At 66.8% G+C, this 18,014-nt stretch carries 14 protein-coding genes; 8 read left to right on the forward strand and 6 right to left on the reverse strand.

The window, feature by feature from the left end:
- Positions 1-130 precede the first annotated feature (130 nt).
- The 6 genes from SE92_RS15810 (at position 131) to SE92_RS15835 (ending at position 10,218) form a co-directional block, all read left to right on the forward strand.
- Positions 131-1,129, forward strand: coding sequence for an AAA family ATPase (locus SE92_RS15810; RefSeq protein WP_063196595.1), 999 nt, complete (start codon positions 131-133; stop codon positions 1,127-1,129).
- Positions 1,129-2,073 (forward strand): DUF58 domain-containing protein, encoded by a 945-nt coding sequence (locus SE92_RS15815; RefSeq protein WP_063196596.1) that lies wholly within the window; start codon positions 1,129-1,131, stop codon positions 2,071-2,073. Before SE92_RS15810 ends, SE92_RS15815 begins: the two co-directional genes overlap by 1 nt.
- Positions 2,070-4,874, forward strand: coding sequence for a DUF4159 domain-containing protein (locus SE92_RS15820; RefSeq protein WP_063196597.1), 2,805 nt, complete (start codon positions 2,070-2,072; stop codon positions 4,872-4,874). Before SE92_RS15815 ends, SE92_RS15820 begins: the two co-directional genes overlap by 4 nt.
- Before the next feature lie 7 nt (positions 4,875-4,881).
- Positions 4,882-6,945 carry a hypothetical protein gene (locus SE92_RS15825; RefSeq protein WP_063196598.1) on the forward strand — a complete coding sequence of 688 codons (2,064 nt, stop codon included), beginning with the start codon at positions 4,882-4,884 and terminating at the stop codon, positions 6,943-6,945.
- A gap of 342 nt (positions 6,946-7,287) precedes the next feature.
- Entirely contained in the window at positions 7,288-7,704 is a 417-nt protein-coding gene (locus SE92_RS15830; protein WP_063196599.1) for a DUF2946 family protein, read from the forward strand.
- 144 nt (positions 7,705-7,848) lie between these two features.
- A complete protein-coding gene (locus SE92_RS15835) occupies positions 7,849-10,218 on the forward strand; it encodes a TonB-dependent receptor (protein ID WP_063196600.1) in 2,370 nt (789 codons plus the stop codon).
- Positions 10,219-10,339: 121 nt separating this feature from the next.
- Here SE92_RS15835 and SE92_RS15840 read toward each other — a convergent pair whose 3' ends face one another.
- From SE92_RS15840 to SE92_RS15850, 3 genes are all read right to left on the reverse strand, one after another.
- A complete protein-coding gene (locus SE92_RS15840) occupies positions 10,340-10,858 on the reverse strand; it encodes a GNAT family N-acetyltransferase (RefSeq protein WP_063196601.1) in 519 nt (172 codons plus the stop codon).
- A gap of 56 nt (positions 10,859-10,914) precedes the next feature.
- Complete coding sequence (locus tag SE92_RS15845) at positions 10,915-11,850, reverse strand: glycosyltransferase family 2 protein (protein ID WP_063196602.1); 936 nt, start codon at positions 11,848-11,850, stop codon at positions 10,915-10,917.
- A 200-nt stretch (positions 11,851-12,050) separates the two neighbouring features.
- Positions 12,051-12,542, reverse strand: a complete 492-nt coding sequence (locus SE92_RS15850) for an NUDIX domain-containing protein (protein WP_063196603.1) — start codon at positions 12,540-12,542, stop codon at positions 12,051-12,053.
- Positions 12,543-12,634: 92 nt separating this feature from the next.
- Here SE92_RS15850 and SE92_RS15855 point away from each other — a divergent pair, with 92 nt between their 5' ends.
- Complete coding sequence (locus SE92_RS15855; RefSeq protein WP_063196604.1) at positions 12,635-13,531, forward strand: metallophosphoesterase family protein; 897 nt, start codon at positions 12,635-12,637, stop codon at positions 13,529-13,531.
- 165 nt (positions 13,532-13,696) lie between these two features.
- On the opposite strand, the gene SE92_RS15860 is transcribed toward SE92_RS15855, so the two are convergent.
- The 3 genes from SE92_RS15860 to SE92_RS15870 all read right to left on the reverse strand — a co-directional run bounded on the left by SE92_RS15860 (position 13,697) and on the right by SE92_RS15870 (position 16,320).
- Complete coding sequence (locus SE92_RS15860; protein ID WP_063196605.1) at positions 13,697-14,251, reverse strand: hypothetical protein; 555 nt, start codon at positions 14,249-14,251, stop codon at positions 13,697-13,699.
- A 195-nt stretch (positions 14,252-14,446) separates the two neighbouring features.
- A complete protein-coding gene (locus SE92_RS15865) occupies positions 14,447-14,656 on the reverse strand; it encodes a DUF4170 domain-containing protein (RefSeq protein WP_036013800.1) in 210 nt (69 codons plus the stop codon).
- A 29-nt stretch (positions 14,657-14,685) separates the two neighbouring features.
- Positions 14,686-16,320 (reverse strand): isocitrate lyase, encoded by a 1,635-nt coding sequence (locus tag SE92_RS15870; RefSeq protein ID WP_063196606.1) that lies wholly within the window; start codon positions 16,318-16,320, stop codon positions 14,686-14,688.
- Positions 16,321-16,551: 231 nt separating this feature from the next.
- Between SE92_RS15870 and SE92_RS15875 the strand changes: the two genes are divergently transcribed.
- Entirely contained in the window at positions 16,552-17,997 is a 1,446-nt protein-coding gene (locus SE92_RS15875) for a helix-turn-helix domain-containing protein (protein WP_063196607.1), read from the forward strand.
- Positions 17,998-18,014: the final 17 nt, after the last annotated feature.

The raw sequence follows: 18,014 nt of genomic DNA on the forward strand, positions 1-18,014 counted from the left end.
GTTAATTCAACGAATACATGGCCTTCCTGCAAGTCTAGCATAGGGCCCATGATCTGGCGTGATGACCTGATTTGATGTGATCACGTGACGATGCAGGCGAGCCGCATGGCGGGCTGAAGGAGCTAAACGGATGGCGGAGAGTGTCGAGAAACTCGAGGACGGGATCGTCCGTTCGGCCGAGCAGGTGTCGGGCCAGATTCGCGCAGCGAAAGAGGCGATCGCATCCGTCATCTTCGGCCAGGATCGCGTGATCGAGAACACGCTGGTCACGATCCTCTCCGGCGGCCACGCGCTCTTGATCGGCGTGCCCGGCCTTGCCAAGACCAAGCTGGTCGAGACGCTCGGCGTCACGCTCGGCCTCGACGCCAAGCGCATCCAGTTCACGCCCGATTTGATGCCGTCGGACATTCTCGGCGCCGAAGTGCTGGACGAGAGCACCGCCGGCAAGCGCGCCTTCCGCTTCATTTCAGGTCCGGTGTTCGCGCAGCTCTTGATGGCCGACGAGATCAACCGCGCCTCGCCGCGCACGCAGTCTGCGCTGCTGCAGGCGATGCAGGAGCAGCACATCACCGTCGCCGGCGCCCGCCACGATCTGCCGAAGCCTTTCCACGTGCTCGCGACGCAGAACCCGCTGGAGCAGGAAGGCACCTATCCGCTGCCCGAAGCGCAGCTCGACCGCTTCCTGATGGAGATCGACGTCGACTATCCCGACCGCGACGCCGAACGCCGCATCCTGTTCGAGACCACCGGCGCCGAGGAGACGCTGGCGAAGGGATCGATGACTGCGGATGCGCTGATCACCGCGCAGCGGCTGATCCGGCGCCTGCCGGTCGGCGATTCCGTCGTGGAGGCGATCCTGTCGCTGGTGCGCTCGGCCCGTCCGGGTCCCGATGCCGGTGAAGCCGGCAAGTTCATCGCCTGGGGCCCGGGTCCGCGCGCCAGTCAATCCCTGATGCTGGCGGTGCGCGCGCGTGCGCTGATCGACGGGCGCCTCGCGCCCTCGGTCGACGACGTGCTCGACCTCGCCGAGCCCGTGTTGAAGCACCGCATGGCGCTGACGTTCCAGGCGCGCGCCGAAGGCCGCACGATTCCGGACGTGATCCGGCAATTGAAGACACGGATCGGTTGATGGCGGCGGAGAACGGGCACACGGCGAAGGAGATCATCGCGATCCGACGTGCCGATGGCGAAAGCCGCACGCTCGCAGCTTCCTTGCCGCGCCTGGTGCTCGAGGCCCGCCGTATCGCCGCCAACGTCATCCACGGCCTGCACGGCCGGCGCCGCGCCGGCTCCGGCGAGAATTTCTGGCAATACCGCCGCTTCGTCTCCGGCGAGCCGGCGCAGAACGTCGACTGGCGGCGCTCGGCGCGCGACGACCATCTCTATGTCCGCGAGCTCGAATGGGAAGCCTCGCACACGGTGTGGATCTGGCCGGATCGCTCGCCCTCGATGGCATTCGCCTCGAAGACCGCGCGCGAGTCCAAGCTCGAACGGACGCTGATCGTTGCCTTCGCGCTGGCCGAGCTCCTGGTCTCCGGCGGCGAGCGCGTCGGCATTCCCGGGCTGATGGCGCCGACGGCGAGCCGCAGCGTGATCGACAAGATGGCGCAGGCGATGCTGCATGACGATGCCGACCGGCTCAGCCTGCCGCCGTCCTTCGTGCCCGCAGCGCTGGCCGAGACGATCGTGCTGTCGGATTTCTGGTCGCCGATCTCCGAGATCAGGACCACGCTCGCAGGGCTCTCCGGCTCGGGCGCGCATGGTACGCTGGTGCAGATCGTCGATCCCGCCGAGGAATCGTTCCCCTATTCCGGCCGCGTCGAGTTCGTCGAGCCGGAAGGATTTGGCGTGATCACCGCCGGGCGCGCAGAGAGCTGGGCGCAGGATTACACCGCGCGGCTGGCGCTGCACCGCGACCAGATCCGCGCCGAGACGGGCAAGCTCGACTGGCTGTTCACGACGCATGCGACCGATCGCTCCGCTGCCGAGCTGCTGCTGTTCCTGCACGCCGGCATGCAGGTGAGCAAGTCGGGCGCCCGCACCACCACGATCAAGGCGGGGCCGGCCGCATGATGGGACTGCCGCTCGCCTTCACCGAACCGCTGCTGCTGATCGGCCTCGTCAGCCTCCCGGTGCTGTGGTGGCTGCTGCGCGTGATGCCGCCGCGGCCGCGCCGCATCGAATTTCCGCCGACGCGCCTGTTGTTCGACATCGCGCCAAGGGAAGAGACGCCGTCGCGGACGCCATGGTGGCTGACCGCATTGCGTCTGCTGGCTGCAGCTCTCGTCATCTTCGCAGCCGCCGGCCCGATCTGGAATCCGCAGACCGGCGTTGCCGGCAGCAAGGCGCCGCTGATGATCATGTTCGACGACGGCTGGAGCGCCGCCTCGCACTGGGACGTCAGGATCAGGGCCGCCGACGAGCTGATCGCCAACGCAGACAACGACCGCCGCGCCATCGCACTGGTGCCGCTGTCCGAGCCGAACCGCGACATCACGCTGATGCCGGCGGGCGCCGCCCGCGTCGCGCTGCGCCAGCTCGCGCCAAAACCCTATTCGATCGACCGTGTCGACACGCTCGCCGCGATCGACCGTTTCCTGAAAGCCACCGGCGACTGCGAGATCGCCTGGCTGTCCGACGGCGTCGACACCGGCCGCGGCGAGGAGTTCGTAGGCAGCCTCGGCAAGACGATCGGCGATCGCAGCCTGACGATTTTCGAAGGCGGCACCGCCTCGCCGCTGGCGCTCGTCGCGGCCGAAAATGCCGCCGCCAGGATGACGGTGAAGGTGCTGCGCACCGACAGCGGCATCGCCATGGGCACCGTGCGCGCGCTCGACCAGAAGGCCTCGCCGATCGGCGAAGCCCGTTATGCGTTCGGCCCGCAGGACAAGGAGACCGACGCCGCGTTCGATCTGCCCGTCGAGCTGCGCAACGACATCACGCGGCTGGAGATCTCGGGCGAGCGCTCCGCCGGCGCGGTGCAGCTACTCGACAAGCGCTGGCGCCGCCGCGCCATCGGTCTCGTCTCGGGCGCGACCAGCGAGACCGCGCAGCCGTTGCTGGCGCCGACCTTCTATCTCACCCGCGCGCTGGCGCCTTTCGCCGACGTCCGGCTCGCCGACAAGGGCTCGCCGCAGCAGGGCATCACACAGTTTCTCGACCAGAAGCTGCCGATGATCATCCTCGCCGATGTCGGCACCGTCGCCCCTGAGCTGCGCGAGCGCCTCAATGCCTGGATCGACCAAGGCGGCGTCCTGGTGCGGTTCGCAGGGCCCCGCCTCGCGCAGGCCGAGGATGACCTCGTGCCGGTGAAGCTGCGCAAGGGCGGTCGCACGCTCGGCGGCAGCCTGACCTGGGAGAAGCCGCAACATCTGGCCTCCTTCGCCGCCGACGGCCCGTTCGCGGGCGTCGCGGTGCCCAAGGACGTGACCGTGAACCGCCAGGTGCTGGCCGAGCCCGACGCGGTGCTCGCCACCAAGAGCTGGGCCTCGCTGGAAGACGGCACGCCGCTGGTGACCGGCGAGCATCGCGGCAAGGGCCTCGTCAGCCTGTTCCACGTCAGCGCCGACATGCGCTGGTCGGATCTGCCGATGTCGGGCACCTTCGTCGAAATGCTGCGGCGGGTCGTCGACATGTCCGGCTACACATCCAAGCCCGGCGCCGGCGTTGCCAGCGAAGCGACCACCGAAACGGTGGCGCCGCTGCACATGCTCGACGGCTTCGGCGCCTTCGGCCCGCCGCCGGCGACCGCAAAGCCGCTGCCCGCGGACTATCGCGACCGCGCCACGTCAGATCATCCGCCGGGCTTCTATGGCCCGGCAGAAGGACCGCTCGCCGTGAACACGCTTGCCAGCGCCGACCGCATCGCGGCCCTCAACACCGCGAACTTGCGCGCGCGGCACGCCACCTACACCAATGCCGAGCCGCGGGACCTGCGCGGCTGGTTGCTGTCGACGGCGCTCGCGCTGTTCCTGATCGACGCCATCATCGTCGCGGTGCTCGGCGGCGGAATCGCCGCGCTGCTGCGCCGCCGCGCCGCGCCCGCGATGATCGTCCTTGGCCTGCTGCTCACCTCGCTCTCCCCGGCGCCGTCACGCGCCGACAGCGCCGCTGACGATTTCGCGATGAAGGCGACGTCGCAGACCCGCCTCGCCTATGTCGTCACGGGTAATGCCGACGTCGATTCCATCGTCAAGGCCGGCCTGAACGGGCTGACGCTGTTCCTGGCGCAGCGCACCGCGCTCGAGGCCGGCGATCCCGTCGGGATCGATCCCGCGCGCGACGAGCTCGCCTTCTTCCCGCTGATCTATTGGCCGATCGTGCCGGGCGCACCCAAGCCGCCGCAGGACGCCATCAACAAGATCGACGCCTACATGAAGCAGGGCGGCACCGTGCTGTTCGACACCCGCGATGCGATCGAGGCGCCGCCTGGCGCCAACGGCGCGGCACAGACCCCGGGCATGCAGACGCTGCGCGAGATTCTGTCCCAGCTCGACGTGCCGGAGCTCGAGCCGGTGCCGCGCGAGCACGTGTTGACCAAAACCTTCTATCTGCTGCGCGACTTCCCCGGCCGCTTCGTCACCGGCCAGACCTGGGTCGAGACCCTGCCGCGCGACGAGGACGACGACAGCGCGCAGCGGCCGGCCCGCGGCGGCGACGGCGTCTCGCCGATCATCATCACCTCGAACGATCTTGCCGGCGCCTGGGCGGTGCGGCCCGACGGCCAGGCCATGCTGCCGGTGACCGGCGGCGACACCCGCCAGCGCGAATTCGCCTATCGCGCCGGCGCCAACATCGTGATGTACACGCTCACCGGCAACTACAAGGCCGACCAGGTGCACGCACCGGCTTTGATCGAACGGCTGGGGCAATAGGACCGTCATGAACTACGGTATTGCATTCACGCCGCTTGTCCCCGCGATCGTCCTCTGGCTCGCGCTCGCCGCGATCGTCGTCGTCGCGCTCGTGCTGCTGGTGGCCCGCGCGCGCGGCGCCGCCGTGCGCGTGGCCGCGCTGGCGCTGTTCCTGCTGGCGCTCTCCAATCCCTCCTTCACCCGCGAGGACCGCGATCCCCTGACCTCGGTCGCGGCTGTCGTCGTCGACAAGAGCCCGAGCCAGAATTTCGGCAACCGCAACCGCGAGGCCGCGCAGGCGCAGGAAGCCCTGGTCGACAGCTTGAAGAAGATCAAGGGGCTCGAGGTCCGCGTCGTCGAGGCCGGACAGGCCGACGGCGAGACCGACGGCACCAAGCTGTTCGGCGCCCTCGCCTCGGCCTTGTCCGACGTCCCGGTCGACCGCGTCGCCGGCGCGTTCCTGATCACCGACGGCCGCGTCCACGACATCCCCGCGAACGCCGCCGCGCTCGGCTTCCAGGCGCCGGTGCATGCGCTTGTGACCGGCCAGAAGGACGAGCGCGACCGCCGCATCGCGATTACGGCCGCGCCGCGCTTCGGCATCGTCGGGCAGGCCCAGACCATCAGCTACCGGCTCGACGACCAGGGCGTCACGGGCGAGCGCGCCAAGGTGACGATCCGCCGGGACGGCGAGGTCATCAACGAGCGCACGCTGTCGAGCGGCCAGGCCGCGAGCGTCGACGTCGACATCAAGCATGCCGGGCCGAACATCGTCGAGATCGAAGCCTCGCCGCTCGAGAAAGAGCTGACGCCGGTCAACAACCGCGCCGTCGTCGCCATCGACGGCGTGCGCGACAAGCTGCGCGTGCTGCTGGTCTCGGGCGAGCCGCATTCCGGCGAGCGCACTTGGCGCAACCTGCTCAAGTCCGACGCCAGCGTCGACCTCGTGCATTTCACCATTCTGCGTCCGCCGGAGAAGCAGGACGGCACGCCGATCAACGAATTGTCGCTGATCGCGTTTCCGACCCGCGAATTGTTCCAGCAGAAGATCAACGAATTCCAGCTCATCATCTTCGATCGCTACGCCCGCCAGGGCGTGCTGCCGATCGCCTATTTCGACAACATCGCGCGCTATGTCCGATCGGGCGGCGCGGTGCTGGTCTCGGCCGGACCCGATTACGCCTCCAACACCAGCATCTGGCGCACGCCGCTGGACACGGTGCTGCCGGCCGAACCGGTCGGCGTGACCGAGAAGCCGTTCTATGCGCATCTGTCCGACGTCGGCAAACGCCATCCCGTCACGCGCGCCCTGGAGGGCTCCGCCAGCGAGCCGCCGCGCTGGAGCCGTTTCTTCAGGACGGTCGACACCCGCAACTCGGTCAACCCGCCTGTCATGACGGGGGCCGACGGCAAACCGCTGCTGTTCCTGTCGCGCTTCGGCGAGGGCCGCGTCGCGCTCCTGCTCTCCGACCACATCTGGCTATGGGCGCGCGGTTATGAAGGCGGCGGCCCGCATCTCGACCTGCTGAGGCGGATGTCACACTGGCTGATGAAGCAGCCCGATCTCGACGAAGAGGCGCTGCGTCTCCAGGTGCAGGGCAAGGACCTCGTCGTGGTGCGCCAGACCATGGCCGACAGCGTCCAGCCGGTGAGCGTGACCTCGCCGTCGGGCGTGTCGAACGATTTGACGCTGAGCCCCGGCGATCCCGGCGAATGGCGCGCCAGCCTTCCCGCCAGCGAGCTCGGCCTGTGGCAGGCCACCGACGGCACGCTCAAGGCGCTGATCAATGTCGGCCCGACAAATCCCAAGGAGTTTTCGGAAGTCACCTCCACGGTCGATACGCTGAAGCCACTGACCCAGGCGACCGGCGGCGATGCCGTGCGCGTGGCCAGTGGCTCGAGCATCGAGCTGCCGCGCATCCTGCCAGTACGCTCGGTCGGCATGTTCCATGGCGACGGCTGGATGGGCGTGCGAATGCGCGATGCCAGCGTGGTCAAGGGTGTCGGCGTGCTGCCGATCTTCGCCGGCCTGATCGGCCTGTTGCTGCTGCTCGGCGCGTTCGCGGCGACGTGGGTCCGCGAGGGGCGGTAAAGCGAAACAAGTTCAGGCTCAAATGCCGCCGCAACGAAGGTGTGCTCCCCGCTTGCGGGGGAGGGTTGGGGAGAGGGTATCTCTGCAATCGAAAAACCCCCAAGAGGAGAGAGCCCTCACCCGGCGCATTGCGCCGACCTAGCCCGCAAGCGGGAGAGGTGTACAGAGCGCGCCGCCACGTGAACCCATCTCGCTCGAGTTGCCCGAACGACACATCGGGTCGGCTGCCCGCAGCCGCCGGTGTTCCCACCATTGACACCAACTGATCAATGCTGCGATGTTACATTATTACATTGCAGCTGCCGCGGATTGGCGCCTCGCGATGTGGGGATGGCACTTTCAATGAACTGGTTCCGGTCGAATATCAGGCACGGCGCCCGGCTCGCGTTATTCGCGATGCTGGTGCAGCTCGCGCTGACGTTCGGCCACAGCCATTGGTTTGCGCAGGCCGCACCGCTGGCCCAGGCTACGCTGCAGCAGACCGGCGGCGCCAAGAACAACGCCAAGGGCCAAGCGGCTGTCGACCGCGCCGCAGTCCAGAAGCAATCGCCCTCGAGCCCGGACCGCGAACATCCGGGCGAGGACAATTGCGCGATCTGCGCCATCATTGCGATGGCGGGCGCCGTCGTCTCGGCGACACCGCCGCTGCTGCAGCTGCCGCAGGCGATCGAGCTGCTCCACCGCACCACCGATGCCGAATTTCTCCATCTGAAATCGGCCGGCACGGCATTCCAGCCGCGCGCCCCTCCCGCGTCCTGACTCTCAACATCTAATCACACCTGGCTCGCCGCCAATCGGCGACGACCCGGGATCCGTTGAAGTCGAATTCCGTCGCGCCGCGACGGCAGGCCGCCTCCGATCAGCAGACAATCACGCGGACGGCGCCTGACTGGAATCAGGACCATGTCATTTCAAATGCGACGCGCGCAGCGTCTTGGCGGAGCAAGCCTGCTCCTGCTCGGCGCCGCCGCCACGCCCGCTTTCGCCCAAACGCCTGCGCAAGACAAATCATCGACCGAGATCCCTGCCGTCACCGTAACGGCGCCGAGCCCCATCGTGCGCAGAGCGGTGGTGCCGTCGCGCAACGCAGGCCGTGGCACGCGGACGGCGCGGGTGCGCAGCCGCGAGCAGGCGGCAGACGCGACACCGGCAACGGCCGCGCCTGCCACGCCTCAACAGGGCGTGCTGCCTGTCGTGACCAACCAGTTCGCGACGGTCACCGTGGTGCCGAACGAGGAGATCCGCCGCGAAGGCGGCGGCCAGCTCGGCGATCTCCTGTTCTCCAAGCCCGGCATCACCGGCTCGAGCTTCGCGCCCGGCGCATCCAGCCGGCCGATCATCCGCGGGCTCGACGTCAACCGCGTCGGCATCCTGGAGAACGGCACCAATGCGAACGGCGCGTCGGACCTCGGCGAGGATCATTTCGTCCCGATCGATCCGCTCGCCACCAACCAGATCGAAGTGGTACGCGGACCCGCCGCGCTGCGCTACGGCTCGACCTCGATCGGCGGCGTCGTCAGCGCCACCAATAACCGGATTCCGGATGCGCTGCCGTCCTGCGCGCCGTCATTCCAGGCTTACGGCCTGCCGACCAAGGCTCCGCTCGCGAGCGCCTCGACCTCGCCTTGCGTCACCGCCGAGACGCGCACCGCGTTCTCCTCGGTCGACCGCGGCGTCGAAAGCGGCGTGCTGCTCGACACCGGCGGCGGCAATTTTGCCTTCCACGCCGACGCCTATGGCCGCACGACCTCGGACTATTCGATTCCGAGCTATCCCTATCTGAACGACCAGTCGCGCCCCGTGAACGGCCGCCAGCCGAACTCGGCGACGCGTTCGGACGGCGCCTCGATCGGCGGCTCCTACTTCTTCCAGGGCGGCTATATCGGCGCGTCGATCACGCAGAACGACTCGCTTTACCACATCCCCGGCATCGACGGCGCCGACCACCAAACGCGGATCGACGGCCACCAGACCAAGATCAACGTCAAGGGCGAGTACCATCCCGATGCGGCCGCGATCGACGCCGTCCGCTTCTGGGCTGGCGCGACTGACTACCGCCACAACGAGATCGGCCTTGCCGATCCCGCCGACCTCACCAGCGACGGCATCCGCCAGACCTTCACCAACAAGGAGCAGGAGATCCGCACCGAGGTGCAGTTGATGCCGTTCAACGCGCGCTTCGCCGAGGTGACGACGGCGCTGGGCTTCCAGGTCGGGCATCAGGAATTGAACGCGCCGAGCCCGGACAATCCCGGCACGTTGTTCAACGGATTGTGGGACCCCAACAACAGCAACCGCGTTGCCGGTTATGCCTTCAACGAGTTCAAATTCACGGAGGCGACGCGGGCGCAGGTCGCCGGCCGCATCGAGCATGTCGAGCTGCACGGCACGACGCCGAACTTCCCGACGGATTATCTGCCCGACGGCACACCGCAGGCGGCGATCTCGCGCAATCCGTCGTTCACGCCGAAGAGCGGCAGCATCGGCCTGTTGCAGGATCTGCCGGGCGGCATGGTCGGCAGCATCACCGCGCAATATGTCGAGCGCGCGCCGAAGGCGGCCGAATTGTTCTCCCGCGGCGGCCACGACGCGACGGCGACGTTCGACATCGGCAATCCCAATCTCACCATCGAGACCGCGAAATCAATCGAGGTCGGCGTGCGCAGGGCGACGGGGCCGTTCCGCTTCGAGGCGACGGTCTACTACACGCATTTCGACAATTTCATCTATCGCCGCCTCACCGGCGTGTCCTGCGACGACGATTTTGCATCCTGCGGTACGCCGGGTGCCGAGCTGAACCAGGCGGTCTACTCGCAGCGCAATGCCAACTTCCGCGGCGGCGAATTCCAGTCGCAGCTCGACGTCGGGGCCTTCCAGGGCGGCATCTGGGGCATCGAGAACCAGTTCGATTTCGTCCGTGCCACGTTCAGCGACGGCACCAACGTGCCGCGGATTCCACCCATGCGGATGGGCGGCGGCGTGTTCTGGCGCGACGACAATTGGCTGATGCGGGTCAACCTGCTGCACGCCTTCGCGCAGAACAACGTCGCGGTGATCGCGGAGACGCCGACGGCAGGCTACAATCTGCTGAAGGCCGAGGTCAGCTACAAGACCAAGCTCGACCGCAACTGGTTCGGCGCGCGCGAGATGATGGCCGGCATCGTCGGCAACAACCTCCTCAACGAGAACATCCGCAACTCGGTGTCCTACAACAAGGACGAGGTGCTGATGCCCGGCATCGGGGTGCGGGCCTTCGCGAACTTCAAGTTCTAGGTCATTGTGAGCGCCGTAGCCCGGATGGAGCGCAGCGAAATCCGGGAGCGGCGCCTCAGCAACAACAGGATTCCCGCATTGCGCTGCGCTCCGTCCGGGCTACGCACTGCCGCGGGCTGGCCTAACCTACCCGCGCCTTGCTCCAGTCGGGGCCCACCTGCCCCGACACGCCTTCGAAGGCGCCGTCGACGAGCTCGAACACCAGGATGCGGGCGGCGTCGACCGGGCCCGGCATGGTGACGCGGCCCTTGGGGACCGGCTTGAAGCCGACGCGGCTGTAATAGGGCTCGTCGCCGACCAGCAGCACGAGGCGGTGGCCTTTCGCCTTGGCGTCCTTGAGCGCACGCTCCATCAACAGACGGCCGACACCGCGGCCGCGGAACGGCGGCTCGACCGTCAGCGGGCCAAGCAGCAGCGCCGGCGTCTCGCCGACCAGCACCGGCAATTGCCTGACCGAGCCGACCAGCAGCGTGCCGATGCGGGCGGTGAAGGACAATTCGAGCAGATGGTCGACGTGCTCGCGGATGCGGTAGGCACTGAGCACGAAACGGCCGGGACCGAAGGTACGTTCATGCAGCCGCTCGATCGACTGGGCGTCGCCGGCGGCCTCGGGAAGGATGGTCAGGGAGAGATCGGTCATGTCAATTCGCGGGATAGCACCTGAACGCAGCGCGGTCCATCGGGCAGCGGCGGCGTTCAACTCCTTTTCAAGGTCGGTTGGGACAGGTAGGCCAGCATCTTCATTTCCCGCCGCCCGCGCGTCACGGTGTCGAGCACGAGTCCCGACGACACCGAGAGCAGGGCCATGATCATCAGGCCCATCGCCAGCACAGCGGTAGGCAGGCGCGGCACGAGGCCGGTCTCGATGAAGGTGATCACGATCGGAATCGCGAGGATCACCGAGGCCACCGCCAGCAGGATTCCGATCGCCGTGAAGAAACGCAACGGCCGCTCCGAACGATAGAGCTTCAGCATGGTGCCGAGGATGCGAAACCCGTCGCGCCAGGTGTTGAGCTTGGAGAACGAGCCTTCGGGGCGCGCGTAATAGGGCGTCTCGATCTCGGCGACCGGCAGCGACAATTCCAGCGCATAGACCGCGAGCTCGGTCTCGATCTCGAAGCCGTCGGAGAGGACGGGGAAGGATTTGACGAAGCGGCGCGAGAACACGCGGTAGCCGGACAGGATGTCCTTGAAGGCGTGACCGAAGGTCGAGGCGAGGAAGCCGGTCAGCATACGATTGCCGGTGCGGTGGCCGAGCCGGTAGGCGGCATGGACCTGATCGACGCGAAGGCCGACCACCATGTCGAGATGATCGTCGAGCAGCCTGTCGATCATGCGCGGCGCGCTCGGCGCATCGTAGGTGGCATCGCCGTCGACCAGCACATAGACGTCGGCCTCGACGTCGGCGAACATGCGCCGCACGACGTGACCCTTGCCCTGCCGCCGCTCGCTGCGCACGATCGCGCCCGCCTCGCGCGCGAGCGCCGCGGTGCGGTCGCGCGAATTGTTGTCGTAGACGTAGATCTCGGCCGAGGGCAGCGCCTTGCGGAAATCGGCAACGACGGTCGCAACCGCCGCTTCCTCGTTGTAGCAGGGCACCAGCACCGCGATGCGAAGTTGGGGCGACGTCATCGCGACGGCGCTCCGAGGCCTGCCGGCCCGCGCCCGAGCGGCGCGGCCTGCAGCGACGGCATGCGCGCATCGCTCCGGCGTGACATCGTGACGATGTTGCTGGCGGGGATCGCAAGGCAGATCAGACCGAAGGGGAATTTGGCAATCGTCATCCGGCGTCCGTGGCATCCGTCAGGACCGGTTACTAGCACAGGCTGCCCTCAGCGCCACGTCGCAATCAACGGCCGGCCGTCCAGGACTTCCGCGATCCGCAGCCGGGTGCCGGGCGTGGTGCCCTCCGGCAGCGCCGTGGTCGCGAAGAACCCGCATTCGACGATCTCGCGGTTGGGCTCGGGCAGGCGCTCCTGCCTGAACCGCCTGACGACGTAGACCGCGACGTGGTCGCGGCGGGAGACGTGGCTGTTGAGAAAGATGCCGTGCAGGCTGGCTGCTCCGGTGAGGTCGATATCGCCCTCCTCCTTGAGCTCGCGCCGCATCGCCTGGTCCATGGTCTCGCCGTGGTCGACGCCGCCGCCGGGCAGATACCAGCCGCTGACGTAGCTGTGCCGGACCAGGAACACCCGGTTCTCGGCATCCAGCACCACGGCGCGGACGCCGAGCGTCATGCCGCGGACGACGAGGAAATAGGCGTGGAAAATTCGCCGCAGCAGCGGCTCGAATTTTCTGCGAATGCTGTTCAGACGATCTCCCATCAGGCTCCCATGAGGCCGCAGTCCCGGCCCCGCTTGCACGTTGCCTGCGACCTTGCCATTACAGTGGAGCAATAGCGAGGCAATCGCGCGCCATGTCTCCCAACACGCCGGCCCCCTTCACGCTCGCCCATCTGTCCGATCCGCATCTGGCGCCCTTGCCGAAGCCTCGGCTGATCGAGCTCGCCGGCAAGCGCGCGCTCGGCTATGTCAACTGGACGCGCAACCGCCACAAATACCAGCGCCGCGAGGTGCTCGACGCGCTGGTCGCCGACATGAAGGCGCAGGCGCCCGACCACGTCGCGGTGACGGGCGATCTCGTCAACCTCGCGCTGGAAGCCGAGTTCGCACCCGCCCGCGCCTGGCTCGACGGCGTCGGTCCGCCCGACCGCGTCACCACGATTCCCGGCAATCACGACGCCTATGTCCGCGCCACCGCGCATCGCTTCGGCGAGACCTTTGCGCCCTATCTTGCCGGCGATGACGGCCGCATCGGTTTTCCCTCGGTGCGCCGGCGCGGGCCGCTCGCGCTGATCAGTCTGTCCACGGCGGTGCCGACCCTGCCGCTGATGGCGACGGGCACGCTCGGGCGCGATCAGCTCGCCTCGCTCGCACAGGTGCTCGAACGGCTCGCGACTGAAGACGTTTTCCGCGTGCTGCTGGTGCATCATCCCCTGAAGTCCGATGCGCGGCAGAAGCGAATGACCGACGCGCCCGCGCTGCTGGCGCTGCTCAAGCGCCATGGCGTCGAGCTGGTCCTGCACGGGCACGACCACGTTCATTCGACGATGTGGATCGACGGCCCCAACGGCAACATTCCCGTGCTCGGCGTCCCCTCGGCCTCCGCGCTCGCGCACGGGCACTACCCGGCGGCGGCGTATAATCTGTTCACGGTCGAGAAGGACAATGCGGGCTGGCGCTGCGAGCAGACAGTGCGGGCGCTGGGGTCGGGATACCAGATCGGGCAGATCAAGCATGTGAGGTTGATCTAGACCCGCTGTCATTGCGAGCGAGCGGTAGCCCGGATGGAGCGCAGCGTAATCCGGGACAGCGCATGTGGAGTGCACCCCTGGAGTGCACCCCTATCGTGAGACACGATAACCGGGGACAGGTTTCCCGGATTGCGCTTCGCTCCATCCGGGCTACGAGAACCGTCGTCACCAGCTCCGCAACGCCGCCACCACGGCAACCCCAAACAGTGCGGCGGCGCCGAGCACGAATCCGAGCACGAACGGCCAGAAGCGCGAGCGGCGCGGCGGTGCGGCGGCGGGGGCTTGCGGCTCGGGCGGGACCACCATCGCGTGCTCGCGCTCCACCATGCGGCGCGCGACGTAGTCGGTGACGGCCCCGACGATCACGGACGTGTCGTGGGATTCGGCGAGCACGATGCGGCCGAAGCGGGTGTCCTGGACGAAGCGGTACATCCGCTTGTCGCGCCCCATCACGATGTGGGCGACGACGTCGATCCACAGTCTTGGCGTATCGCCCTGGCTGATGCCGCGGTCGAACAGGTCGATCTTGTCGGGCACCTGCGCGAACAGCGGATCGAGCGCGTCGTTGAGGATCTCGAGCCGCGCCACCTCGGCGTCCCGCAAGTCGACGACGACCCCGGTCCGGTCGGCGGCCTCGATCCGCGCGCGCAGCAGGGCATCGCGCAGCCGCACCGGCCGCGGTTGGCCGGGATGGGTCCCGCTGGTCTCGGGCTCTGACATTGTCGGCCTCGTCCTCGACTTTCCGCCGTTAACCTATCAGCAACCACACCCTCCGCAAAGGCCTACAATTCCAGAGACTTACGGCGCCCACAGGCCGTTGACCTGTGCCAAAAACAGACGGTCCCACCCAGGCAGCGCCTGGATGGGACCATCCGTCCTTGGACGTCTTCTTAGTTCAGGTCGGAGTCAGGCCCTTCAGGCCGAGACCCGCGACGGCTCTTCCACGATCGAGAAGCGGACGCCGGCCTTGTGTCGGCTCTCTTCCGAGACTTCCTTCCAGCACTCCTCGGCTTCCTTGCGGGTCTTGAACGGACCTTTGACCTGGGCCGAGCCTTCCACGAGCTTGTGGAAGTTCATCGAACCGAACTCGCCGCCGATCACCCAGAAATTGCTGCCTTTGGTCATTGTCAGTCTCCTGTCGAAGTCGAGATTCGTTAGCCGAACTGGTTCATCGTGTTGTGGACGCCGCCCGCCTTCAGAGCCGCTTCGCCCGCGAAGTACTCCTTGTGGTCATCGCCGATGTCGGAGCCGGCCATGTTCTGGTGCTTGGCGCAGGCGATACCCTGGCGGATTTCCTGGCGCTGCACGTTCTTGACGTAGCCGAGCATGCCCTGCTCGCCGAAATATTCCTTGGCGAGGTTGTCGGTGGACAGCGCGGCCGTGTGATAGGTCGGCAGCGTGATCAGGTGGTGGAAGATGCCGGCGCGCTTGGCCGAATCCGCCTGGAAGGTACGGATGCGCTCGTCGGCTTCCTGCGCCAGCGGCGTATCGTCGTATTCCGGCTTCATCAGCTCGGCACGGTTGTACTTGCTGACGTCCTTGCCGGCTTCCTTCATCGCATCGTAGACCTGCCAACGGAAGTTCAGCGTCCAGTTGAAGGACGGCGAGTTGTTGTAGGCCAGCTTGGCGTTCGGAACGACCTTGCGGATGCGGTCCACCATCTTGGCGATCTGCTCGATATGCGGCTTCTCGGTCTCGATCCAGAGCAGATCGGCGCCGTTCTGCAGCGAGGTGATGCTGTCGAGCACGCAGCGGTCCTCACCAGTGCCGGGACGGAACTGGTAGAGGTTGGAGGGCAGCCGCTTCGGACGCATCATCTTGCCGTTGCGGTTGATGATGACGTCGCCGTTGCGAGCGTTCTCCGCGGTCACTTCTTCGCAATCGAGGAAGCTGTTGTACTGGTCGCCGATATCACCGGGCTTGTGGCTGACGGCGATCTGCTGCGTGAGGCCGGCGCCGAGCGAGTCGGTGCGGGTCACGATGATGCCGTCTTCGACGCCGAGTTCGAGGAACGCATGGCGGCAGGCACGGATCTTCGCCAGGAAGACCTCATGCGGCACGGTGACCTTGCCGTCCTGGTGACCGCACTGCTTCTCGTCCGAGACCTGGTTCTCGATCTGGAGCGCGCAGGCGCCCGCTTCGATCATCTTCTTGGCGAGCAGATAGGTCGCCTCGGCGTTGCCGAAGCCGGCGTCAATGTCGGCGATGACAGGGACGACGTGGGTCTGGAAGTTGTCGATCTTCGCGATCAGTTCCTTCTCGCGGGTCTTGTCGCCTTCCTTGCGCGCCTTGTCGAGCAGACGGAAGATGTCGTTGAGCTCACGCGAGTCCGCCTGACGCAGGAAGGTGTAGAGCTCCTCGATCAGCGCCGGCACCGAAGTCTTCTCGTGCATCGACTGGTCGGGCAGCGGGCCGAACTCGGAGCGCAGCGCCGCGATCATCCAGCCCGAGAGGTACAGATAGGTGCGATCGGTCTTGCCGCCGAAATGCTTCTTGACCGAGATCATCTTCTGCTGGGCGATGAAGCCGTGCCAGCAGCCCAGCGACTGGGTGTACTTGGTCGGGTCCTTGTCATAGGCGGCCATGTCGGCCCGCATCAGCGCCGCGGTGTAGCGGGCGACGTCGAGGCCGGTCTTGAAGCGGTTCTGGAGGCGCATGCGCGCGACGGCCTCGGCCGACACGCCGTTCCAGGTCGGCTGGGTCTCGAGGAGCGCCTGGGCTGCCTTGACCTCGTCCTGATACGAACCCGGACCCTGAAGGGTGCTGATACCGCGCGGCTGGTAGTTCATGTGCCTGATCCTCTTGCTGACGATGGCGATGGCTGGCCATCGACATTCTTGACAGTGCATTGCGAGATGCGTGTCAGGAGCTAAACGCGAAAACAGAAACTTCGTATAGATGGCTTGTTTCTTATTGGTGATGTCATGTAACATCAGAACATGTAATAGATGTTATTTTGTAAATCTTGTAAAATTATAGGTCAGTAAGCCTGTCCTTTGATGCGCACGGAGACCTGAGACATGCCCGCCAATCCCGGCAAGAAACTCTTCGTCGGCCCGCGGTTCCGGAGGATCCGGCAGCAATTGGGGCTATCGCAGACCCAGATCGCCGAAGGGCTCGGGATCTCGCCGAGCTACGTCAACCTGATCGAGCGCAACCAGCGCCCGGTGACCGCGCAGATCCTGCTGCGGCTGGCGGAGACCTATGACCTCGATTTGCGCGACCTCGCCACCGCCGACGAGGACCGCTTCTTCGCCGAGCTCAACGAGATCTTCTCCGATCCGCTGTTCCGCCAGATCGACGTGCCCAAGCAGGAACTGCGCGACCTCGCCGAGCTCTGTCCGGGCGTCACCCATGCGCTGCAGCGGCTCTATGCGGCCTATACCGAGGCCCGCCAGGGCGAGACGCTGGCCGCAGCGCAAATGGCCGACCGCGACGTCGGTACGCGCTATGAGGCCAACCCCGTCGAGCGCGTGCGCGAGCTGATCGAGGCCAACCGCAACTATTTTCCGGAACTCGAGCAGGCCGCGGAAACGCTTCGCGACGAGCTGAACGTCCCGGCCGAAGGACTCTATGCGGCGCTCGCGGCGCGGCTGCGCGAAAAGCATTCGATCCAGACCCGGGTCATGCCGGTCGACGTGATGCGGGAGACGCTGCGGCGCTTCGACCGCCACCGCCGCCAGCTCCTGATCTCCGAGTTGGTCGATCCGCCCGGCCGCGCGTTCCAGCTCGCCTTCCAGCTCGGCTTGGGTGAATGCACGCAGGCGCTGGAGACCATCATCGGCCGTGCCGGACCGCTCGACGACGCACCGCGCCGCCTGTTCCGCATCACGCTTGGCAATTACTTTGCTGCTGCCGTGATGATGCCCTACCCCGCATTCCTCGCGGCCGCCGAAGCGCTCAACTACGACATCCACGTGCTGGCACAGCGCTTCAATTCCGGGTTCGAGCAGGTCTGCCACCGGCTCACGACGCTGCAGCGGCCGAATGCGCGCGGCATTCCGTTCTTCCTGCTGCGCGTCGACAATGCCGGCAACGTCTCCAAGCGTTTCTCCTCCGGCACCTTCCCGTTCTCGAAGTTTGGCGGCACCTGCCCTTTGTGGAACGTGCACTCGACTTTCGACACGCCCGATCGCCTGCTCAAGCAGGTGATCGAGCTGTCCGACGGCACGCGCTATTTCTCGATCGCGCAGATGGTGCGCCGCCCCGTCGCGCCGCACCCGCTGCCGCAACCGCGCTTCGCCATCGGCCTCGGCTGCGAGATCCGTCACGCCGCGCGCCTGACCTACGCCGCGGGCATGGACCTGGAGAAGACCGAGGGCACGCCGATCGGGGTCAATTGCCGTCTTTGCGAGCGAGAAAACTGCGCCCAGCGCGCCGAGCCGCCAATCACCCGCACGCTGATTCTGGACGAGACGACGCGGCGGGTGTCGAGCTTCGCGTTCTCGAATGCAAGGGAGCTGTGAGGGTTATTCAGCTCTCG

The sequence above is a fragment of the Bradyrhizobium sp. AT1 genome (genome assembly GCF_001590795.1).
Lineage (GTDB): Bacteria > Pseudomonadota > Alphaproteobacteria > Rhizobiales > Xanthobacteraceae > Bradyrhizobium.

Excerpts from the sequence above, each read along its gene's own strand:
- SE92_RS15810 (WP_063196595.1), top strand. The coding sequence starts at position 131 with ATGGCGGAGAGTGTCGAGAAACTCGAGGACGGGATCGTCCGTTCGGCC.
- SE92_RS15815 (WP_063196596.1), top strand. The coding sequence starts at position 1,129 with ATGGCGGCGGAGAACGGGCACACGGCGAAGGAGATCATCGCGATCCGA.
- SE92_RS15820 (WP_063196597.1), top strand. The coding sequence starts at position 2,070 with ATGATGGGACTGCCGCTCGCCTTCACCGAACCGCTGCTGCTGATCGGC.
- SE92_RS15825 (WP_063196598.1), top strand. The coding sequence starts at position 4,882 with ATGAACTACGGTATTGCATTCACGCCGCTTGTCCCCGCGATCGTCCTC.
- SE92_RS15830 (WP_063196599.1), top strand. The coding sequence starts at position 7,288 with ATGAACTGGTTCCGGTCGAATATCAGGCACGGCGCCCGGCTCGCGTTA.
- SE92_RS15835 (WP_063196600.1), top strand. The coding sequence starts at position 7,849 with ATGTCATTTCAAATGCGACGCGCGCAGCGTCTTGGCGGAGCAAGCCTG.
- SE92_RS15840 (WP_063196601.1), bottom strand. The coding sequence starts at position 10,858 with ATGACCGATCTCTCCCTGACCATCCTTCCCGAGGCCGCCGGCGACGCC.
- SE92_RS15845 (WP_063196602.1), bottom strand. The coding sequence starts at position 11,850 with ATGACGTCGCCCCAACTTCGCATCGCGGTGCTGGTGCCCTGCTACAAC.
- SE92_RS15850 (WP_063196603.1), bottom strand. The coding sequence starts at position 12,542 with ATGGGAGATCGTCTGAACAGCATTCGCAGAAAATTCGAGCCGCTGCTG.
- SE92_RS15855 (WP_063196604.1), top strand. The coding sequence starts at position 12,635 with ATGTCTCCCAACACGCCGGCCCCCTTCACGCTCGCCCATCTGTCCGAT.
- SE92_RS15860 (WP_063196605.1), bottom strand. The coding sequence starts at position 14,251 with ATGTCAGAGCCCGAGACCAGCGGGACCCATCCCGGCCAACCGCGGCCG.
- SE92_RS15865 (WP_036013800.1), bottom strand. The coding sequence starts at position 14,656 with ATGACCAAAGGCAGCAATTTCTGGGTGATCGGCGGCGAGTTCGGTTCG.
- SE92_RS15870 (WP_063196606.1), bottom strand. The coding sequence starts at position 16,320 with ATGAACTACCAGCCGCGCGGTATCAGCACCCTTCAGGGTCCGGGTTCG.
- SE92_RS15875 (WP_063196607.1), top strand. The coding sequence starts at position 16,552 with ATGCCCGCCAATCCCGGCAAGAAACTCTTCGTCGGCCCGCGGTTCCGG.